The sequence below is a fragment of the Thiomicrospira sp. genome (genome assembly GCF_036568485.1).
In the GTDB taxonomy this organism is placed as follows: Bacteria; Pseudomonadota; Gammaproteobacteria; order Thiomicrospirales; family Thiomicrospiraceae; genus Thiomicrospira.
Genome location: NZ_DATCSL010000008.1, coordinates 102,455 through 108,870 on the forward strand (window position 1 = coordinate 102,455; position 6,416 = coordinate 108,870).

At 44.3% G+C, this 6,416-nt stretch carries 7 protein-coding genes; 2 read left to right on the forward strand and 5 right to left on the reverse strand.

Translation table 11 applies throughout. The features are described from left to right. Positions 1 to 15 precede the first annotated feature (15 nt). Entirely contained in the window at positions 16 to 492 is a 477-nt protein-coding gene (locus VIM91_RS01235; protein WP_331863020.1) for a cyclic nucleotide-binding domain-containing protein, read from the forward strand. 44 nt (positions 493 to 536) lie between these two features. Here the strand turns inward: VIM91_RS01235 and VIM91_RS01240 are convergent, their stop codons facing one another. Beyond that, positions 537 to 1,985, reverse strand: a complete 1,449-nt coding sequence (locus VIM91_RS01240; protein WP_331863021.1) for a sodium-dependent transporter — start codon at positions 1,983 to 1,985, stop codon at positions 537 to 539. A gap of 144 nt (positions 1,986 to 2,129) precedes the next feature. Between VIM91_RS01240 and murB the strand changes: the two genes are divergently transcribed. Then, complete coding sequence (murB, locus tag VIM91_RS01245; RefSeq protein WP_331863022.1) at positions 2,130 to 3,152, forward strand: UDP-N-acetylmuramate dehydrogenase; 1,023 nt, start codon at positions 2,130 to 2,132, stop codon at positions 3,150 to 3,152. Here the strand turns inward: murB and nagZ are convergent. From nagZ to VIM91_RS01265, 4 genes are all read right to left on the reverse strand, one after another. Next, a complete protein-coding gene (gene nagZ / locus VIM91_RS01250) occupies positions 3,149 to 4,219 on the reverse strand; it encodes a beta-N-acetylhexosaminidase (protein WP_331863023.1) in 1,071 nt (356 codons plus the stop codon). The genes murB and nagZ overlap by 4 nt on opposite strands. Positions 4,220 to 4,249: 30 nt before the next feature. Then, positions 4,250 to 5,050 (reverse strand): ABC transporter permease, encoded by an 801-nt coding sequence (locus VIM91_RS01255; RefSeq protein ID WP_331863024.1) that lies wholly within the window; start codon positions 5,048 to 5,050, stop codon positions 4,250 to 4,252. Positions 5,051 to 5,073: 23 nt separating this feature from the next. After that, a complete protein-coding gene (gene nikB, locus VIM91_RS01260; RefSeq protein WP_331863025.1) occupies positions 5,074 to 5,997 on the reverse strand; it encodes a nickel ABC transporter permease in 924 nt (307 codons plus the stop codon). Beyond that, the coding region (locus VIM91_RS01265; RefSeq protein WP_331863026.1) for a L,D-transpeptidase at positions 5,994 to 6,416 on the reverse strand (423 nt) is incomplete at its 5' end. The genes nikB and VIM91_RS01265, both read right to left, overlap by 4 nt.

A 6,416-nucleotide genomic window follows, 5' to 3' on the forward strand; every position in this document is an offset into this window, starting at 1 on the left:
CAAGGAATCGATTAAATGAGTTCACATGACATCTTAACGCTTTCACAGTCAGTACTCGGTAAGGACTTATCGGAGACCGAATGCCAGGCTCTGTTAGCCATTTGTCAAAAAAGAAGTTTGAAAAAAGATGATCTATTATTTAAAGAAGGCGACTCGGATGATCAGTTATACGTCGTCATATCAGGCAAGATAGATGTGATTAAAAACCTCGGTGCGAAAGATGAAACCATCATGGCAGCTTTAACCGCTGGTTCGTTAGCTGGTGAACTGAGTTTTATAGATGGCGAGCCTCACTCCATGACATTAAGAAGCCGTAAAGACAGCGAAGTCATTACTTTAAATCGAAGCGATTTTGAAAGTTTGATTACGACCCAGCCGCATGCAGTTTACAATGTCATGCGAGCGATTGTGCGAGCCTCACATAAATTACAGCGCGATTTAAATGCTCGTTTTATGGAAATGAACCGCTTTGTGACTAACCAATATATGTAATCACAACACAATCCGACTAAGTTTTAGTCGGATAACCTTTTAAATTATGTTCTATTCTTTAAACGTTTAAGATTTAGCAATCTCAAAACATAAACTAAATAGATCGCAATACTAATTAGCATGATCGGCACAATATAAGTTTGGCTCAAATTATAAGCGAATACCAAAATTACCGCGAAAGGCGTCACATAACGCAAACTGAAGTTAAATAAGCGCATGACCCAACCTTGCAAATCAATTTGCTGGGCTTTTAAATCCGCCCGCATTGTCCAAGCGACAAATACACCAATTAACAAACCACCCAAAGGCAACATAATACTTGAGGTTAAAAAATCCACCGAGCCAAAAAAGTTACGATCACCTAACAATTTAATATCTTGCCAATAATTAAATGACAACACACTACCCAGCCCGATTAACCAAGCAATCGAACCCAAAATCCATGCCGATTTTTTACGTGAATAACCCCAGTTTTGCTCAAACCAGCTAACGGCTGGCTCAATCAAGGAAATTGCTGAACTAAGAGCTGCCATCACCACTAACAAAAAGAATAGGCTACCAAAAAACCAGCCCCCAACCATTTGCCCAAAGGCAATAGGCAAGGTTTGAAATAACAAACCCGGTCCGGCGCCTGGAGGCAAGTCATTCGCAAATACGACTGAAAAAATTACCAGGCCTGCCATAATCGCAATCAGCGTATCCATTACTACAATCCAAACGCTGGCTTTAACAATCGACATATTTTGATTGACATACGCACCATAGGCCATCATCGTGCCTAAACCAATACTGAGGGTAAAAAAGGCATGCCCTAACGCGATTAATACGGCTTCCCAGCTGAGCTTAGTAAAATCAGGCGTAAACATAAACGCCACACTTGCACCAAAAAAACCAGTGGTAGTAGCGTAACCTAACAACACCAACAAAATAATCAATAAACCTGGCATCATAAAGTTAATCGCTTTTTCTAAGCCACTTCTAATGCCTTTTGAAACAATGACAATCGTAAACACCGTTACTAAACTATGCCAGAACAATAGTTCCCAAGGATTAGCGACCTTTGTTTCAAACAAGTCTTGCGCTTGCTCACTCGTTATACCTACAAAAGCGCCTTGCACACTGGTGACAAAATAGGCGACGGCAATACCAGCGATAACCGTATAAAACGACAAAATTAATAAACCCGCCAACACCCCATTAAAGCCCAAACCAGACCAAATACGTGAAGCGTCACTTTCATAAGCCACATTCGCCATCGCTTGCACCGGATTTGCTTGGCCTGTACGTCCCAATGCTATTTCAGATAACAAGATCGGTAAACCGATAATTAAAATACAAGCCAAATAGACCAATACAAACGCACCACCACCATTGTCACCCGCTATATAAGGAAACTTCCAAATATTCCCCAAACCCACAGCCGATCCAACGGCGGCCATAATAAATACTGTCTGAGAAGACCAAGATTGTGTCGAAAGTTTCAAAAGACTCATGTGTTTTCCTTTATAATTTGGCCTGCTCGATCCGTCTCGACATCACGTTTTGGCAAAAAAGCTAACCCAATTGAAAAAGTTAGCTCACAATGGGCATTTAAGACTTCTTAAATTTTTAAAATTATAGCAAACTAAGCAAAAACTATGCACATTCAAGCCAACTACCCAATTACGCATCTCAATACATTCAATATTGCGACTAAAACGCGTTATTACGTTGAGGTCAGCAAACAAAGCGATATTCCAGTACTGCGCTCCGATTTAAAGCTGGCTTCGATGCCTTGGACCATCATGGGAGATGGCAGCAATATATTGTTTACGCATGATATAGAAGGTGTCATCGTCCGCTGTAGCTTTAATAAGATAAAAGTCGTTAAAGAAGATCATGAGGGTATTTGGTTATCGGTTGGCGCTGGCATGAATTGGCATCAATTGGTCGAGTACACTGTCAAAAAAAATTGGTGGGGACTTGAAAACTTAGCTTATATCCCAGGAACCGTGGGTGCAGCCCCTGTGCAAAACATAGGCGCTTATGGCACAGAAGCACGAGATACGATCACTCGAATTCAGGCGTTAAATTTATACGATGGTCATCGTATTGAGTTTCGGAATGCCGACTGCGAATTTGGCTATCGCACCAGTATTTTCAAACGACAGTTTTCAAACCGCCTGTTGGTGCATCGTGTCACTTTTCGTTTAAGAAAGTTACATGCCGGTCAAGCCAATTTAGTTTACGAACCGCTAAAAAACTATCTGCAAGCTCAAAATTTAACAAGTATCACGCCTTTAGATGTCTTCAATGCGGTGGTGACTTTGCGCCAAGAGCGCTTACCTGACCCAAAAATACTTGGCAATGCCGGCAGTTTTTTCGAAAATCCCATTGTATCAGCAGAGTATTTCGAACAAATGCAGCAAGAACATGGGGAAATTCCTAACCATAAAATGTTGGATGGCCAATACAAAATTCCCGCTGCTTGGTTAATCGAGCAATCAGGTGCACACAAACTGAGTCATGGCCGTGCAGCAGTATCTGATAAACACGCATTAGTTTTGGTTAATTTGGGTGGCGCCACCGGTAAAGAGCTTGTTGAACTATCGCAAATGGTTCAAGACGAGGTAATGCATAAGTTTGGCATCCACTTAGAACCTGAAGTCAATATCCTCTAAATTAACGTTGTTTGTAAAGCCTGCTCACTTAACTGACTAATATTCTTAGCCGCAGCTTGCCACAGAGGTTCATAATGCAAACGATCAAATGAAACATGAGCCCGTCCATGCAATCGGATTAAACGTGCGTGCGAAATTGGGCAACGCCGTTGAGTGCCCTGCGCTAGCACGGCTGGAATTTGGTCCAATTCATTGCATACCAACACCAAATCACAACCTGCTTTTAAGGCTAGGTTAACGCGCTCAACCACCGAACCATAAACAGCGGCGGCATGCATACCCAAGTCGTCACTGATGATTGCGCCATCAAAATGACATTCTTCACGCAAAATCTTTTGCAACCAATAATCAGAGAAACCTACCGGCAAATCATCGACATTAGGATAACGAACGTGCGCGGGCATAACCGCTTCTAAACCGTGCGACATCAAGCTCAAAAAAGGTTGTAGGTCCTGTTGCTGAATTTGCGGCCAATGCCGCTGATCGATCGCAATTTCTTCATGGGTATCGGCTTTAACATAGCCGTGGCCGGGAAAGTGCTTGGCAACCGACGCCATTCCCGCTTCACGCATCCCTGAGCTGACTTGCATCGCCAACTTTCCGGTAATGAAAGGGTCCGATGAAAAAGCACGATCACCAATTACATGGCTTTCGCCATAATCTAAATCCACAACGGGCGCAAAACTAAAATCCACACCACAGGCCAATAATTCGGTCGCCAACAGCCAGCCTAGCTCGTAGGCTTTTTTTAGCGCGGTTTCGGCAGATTGTTGATAAAGCTGACCTAACACACGCATAGATGGTAAACGTGTAAAACCTTGGCGGAATCGCTGCACCCGTCCACCTTCATGATCAACCGCAATCAGTAGTTTAGGATGACGTAGTGCATGAATATCATCACACAAAGCTTTTAATTGCTCAGGTGACTCAAAGTTACGGCTAAACAAAATCACCCCTGCCACCATTGGACTGAGTAACCAATCCCGTTCCTGATCGGTTAATGTTAAACCGCCAACACCAATCATCACACTGCCTAGCGACATGGCTTTGCCTTGAACTTTCAACATAAATACATTTCCTTATACCAGGCCTGGTACTTATAGGTGTGGTTTACCTTGTTTAACATCTAGGTAATCTCGCCAACGATCGCCCAATACATTAATCGCCAATACCACCAACATTAGCGCGACACCTGGCACAATAACCAAGTGCGGCGCTACCAACAAATAGCGTGTACCCTCTCGGATCATATTACCCCACGACGCATCAGGTGGCTGAACCCCTAATCCTAAAAAAGACAGCCCGGCTTCGGCAATCACCGCGCCTGCAAAACCAAATGTAGCCTCAACACCTAAAGGTGCGATAATCAAAGGCAATAAATGTCGGTATAAAATAACCGGCTGGTTCACGCCCAAAGCGCGGGCCGCTTGAATATGCTCCCGATGGCGTAAACTTAAGGTCTGAGCGCGTGCTAAACGTGCATAACCCACCCAACCTACTGCGACGAGTGCCAAGATCACATTCTCAATCCCTGGGCCTAATACGGCCGCCAAACCTATCGCTAATAACAAGCCAGGGAAAGCTAAAAACACATCAATCACTTTAGTGATGACACGATCAACCCAGCCACCCATAAAACCGCTGTAAATGCCGATACTGGTACCAATTAATGCCGAGAAAACCACCACACCTAAGGCCACAAACAAGGAGGTTTGTGCACCAAGTAATAAACGCTCAAATAACGGGCGTCCTAACTCGTCGTAGCCCAACCAGCTCTGCCAATCAGGCACCGCCAACAATTTGCTCAAATCTACTAAATTCGCTGACTCACCAACCAAAAAGGCACCCAACGCCATCGCAAACCAAGCAAGCACGATTAGCAAACTTAACCACTTCATCTAATGTGTCACCTTATTAGTTTTCATTTTGCCAACCGAATTCTTGGGTCTAACCATGCGTACACCAGTTCCGTAAGTGCATTCACAGTAATATAGGCCACACTAATTATTAAAATACAGGCTTGAACCACTGGGTAATCGCGCCGCTGAATCGAATCAACTAATAATTGACCTAAACCCGGCCAATCAAATACCACCTCGGTTATAACCGCGCCACCTAATAAAGTACCCAGCTGCAACCCCATAATTGTCACCACGGGTAACAACGCATTACGCAGAGCATGCAGGCCATAAACTCGGGTATTGGATAACCCTTTTGCTCTGGCGGTGCGAATATAGTCTTCATGGAAAATTTCTAATAATGAAGCACGTAACATCCTAGCTAAGATGGCCGCTAATGCCGTACCCAGTGTGACTGCCGGCAACACCCAAGCCCAAGGCTGATCCGCTCCACTGACTGGCAACCAAGCTAAACTAATCGAAAACAGTAAAATTAACATCGGCCCCAGCCAAAAATTGGGAATAGAAACCCCGACCAACGCCACTGTCATCGACGCATAGTCTGGCCAGCGACCGGATCTGAGCGCCGCCCACATGCCTAACGGAAACGCAATCAACACCGCAATCAACATCGCCATGACGGCTAAATAAGCGGTCATAGGTAAACGCTGTAAAACCAAATCAGATACTGGCTGCTGAAAGAATAACGAGGTGCCTAAATCAAACTGCAATAGCCCCATAAAGTAATGAATGTATTGCTGCCAAAGTGGCTGATCCAACCCCAGTTGATGGCGTAACGCCTGTTCATCGGCCGGACTCGCCCAGTCACCCAGCATCACGGAAACGGGGTCGCCTGGAACCAAATGAATAAGCAAGAAAACCAGACTGCTCACCACCCAAGTGATAAACAATAAAGACAGGCCCAATCGTAGTAAATAATTAATCATAGGTGAATGTTAACTCTTGTGCCCACAGAGACAAGCTCGAATAACTCCAACATATCTTGATTGCGCATACGCACACAGCCGTGTGACAAAGCTTGCCCCATGGGTTCAGAATCAGGCGTTGCATGAATGTAAATATAACGCTGCATGGTATCCACCGAACCCAATCGATTGCGGCCTTTTTCACAGCCGCTTAACCAAAGAATACGAGTCAAAATCCAATCGCGCTTTGGGTTCGATTTAGCCAACTCATCATTATAAATTTCACCAGTTGGTCGGCGTGCAACAAACACACTATTTACCGGTAATCCGTCGCCAATTTTGGCTCGAATAATATGTTTACCTAGTGGGGTTTGATTTGAACCTTTGGCTTGACCTATTCCTTTTTGAGCCGTGCTGATCGAATAGGTTTTTTCAACACG

Bases quoted from the DNA above. Each gene is read 5' to 3' on its own strand.
- VIM91_RS01240 (WP_331863021.1), bottom strand. From the start codon at position 1,985: ATGAGTCTTTTGAAACTTTCGACACAATCTTGGTCTTCTCAGACAGTA.
- nikB (WP_331863025.1), bottom strand. From the start codon at position 5,997: ATGATTAATTATTTACTACGATTGGGCCTGTCTTTATTGTTTATCACT.
- nagZ (WP_331863023.1), bottom strand. From the start codon at position 4,219: ATGTTGAAAGTTCAAGGCAAAGCCATGTCGCTAGGCAGTGTGATGATT.
- VIM91_RS01235 (WP_331863020.1), top strand. From the start codon at position 16: ATGAGTTCACATGACATCTTAACGCTTTCACAGTCAGTACTCGGTAAG.
- murB (WP_331863022.1), top strand. From the start codon at position 2,130: ATGCACATTCAAGCCAACTACCCAATTACGCATCTCAATACATTCAAT.
- VIM91_RS01255 (WP_331863024.1), bottom strand. From the start codon at position 5,050: ATGAAGTGGTTAAGTTTGCTAATCGTGCTTGCTTGGTTTGCGATGGCG.